This is a genomic window from Alphaproteobacteria bacterium (assembly GCA_025800285.1).
Lineage (GTDB): Bacteria > Pseudomonadota > Alphaproteobacteria > JAOXRX01 > JAOXRX01 > JAOXRX01.
Genome location: JAOXRX010000082.1, coordinates 1 through 685, shown reverse-complemented (window position 1 = coordinate 685; position 685 = coordinate 1). Strand labels below are relative to the sequence as shown.

At 29.1% G+C, this 685-nt stretch carries 2 protein-coding genes; both read left to right on the top strand.

Annotated features, from left to right (window positions below):
- Positions 1 to 332, top strand: a 332-nt coding sequence (locus OIF36_04785; GenBank protein MCV6599769.1) for a hypothetical protein, incomplete at its 5' end; no start/stop codon positions are given.
- Between the two features lie 51 nt (positions 333 to 383).
- Positions 384 to 685 (top strand): hypothetical protein (locus OIF36_04780; GenBank protein MCV6599768.1); only part of this gene is annotated, 302 nt, incomplete at its 3' end.

The following is a 685-nucleotide window of genomic DNA, read 5'->3' as shown; positions in this document are numbered from 1 at the left end:
ACCAGGATTATTTCAGAGATTTATTAAAAAATAAAGCAATTTTTTACACAGAAAAAGGGGTAAATAAAGCTAAAGCATTAAATGAAAATCCACGAAAAGATACAGAAAAACAAACTGAAAATTATAATACTTTAGGAGATTATATCAACAACATAAGTAAACTTGGAAGTTATGCTGAAAAAACAAGACAAGGAATCATTCACTTCAACAACCCTCAACAACTAGTTAACAGACTAGAACTTCTTGCTGGATCTATCTTTGCTGGAAACAATGGTGTAAAGCAAGAGTTTTCACAAATCGCTCATCTTCTCCATCAACTCAAAGTCATCTAAAAAAAACATTAAATGATCTTTTGAAAAAATATATATTGTTTAAATAAAATAATGGAAAGAGCTATTCACATTTCTTCAATCATTAGAGAAAAAACTGGTGAAAACAGACCAGATAATTTCTTGATAAAGTTTAATCCAACTTTAAAACTTGATCCTGAAAAGAAACACTCTCTTGCTATTGACCGATTGACAATGACTTATTCTTGGTATATCAGAAGTAGTTACAATAATAACACAATAAAATTCTCAAATGATCGAGGTGCTAATTGGAATACTGTCACTTTCAAAGATGGTATGTATTCTTATACTGACATTAATGATTATCTTCATCAGTATATGGAAAGACAAAATCA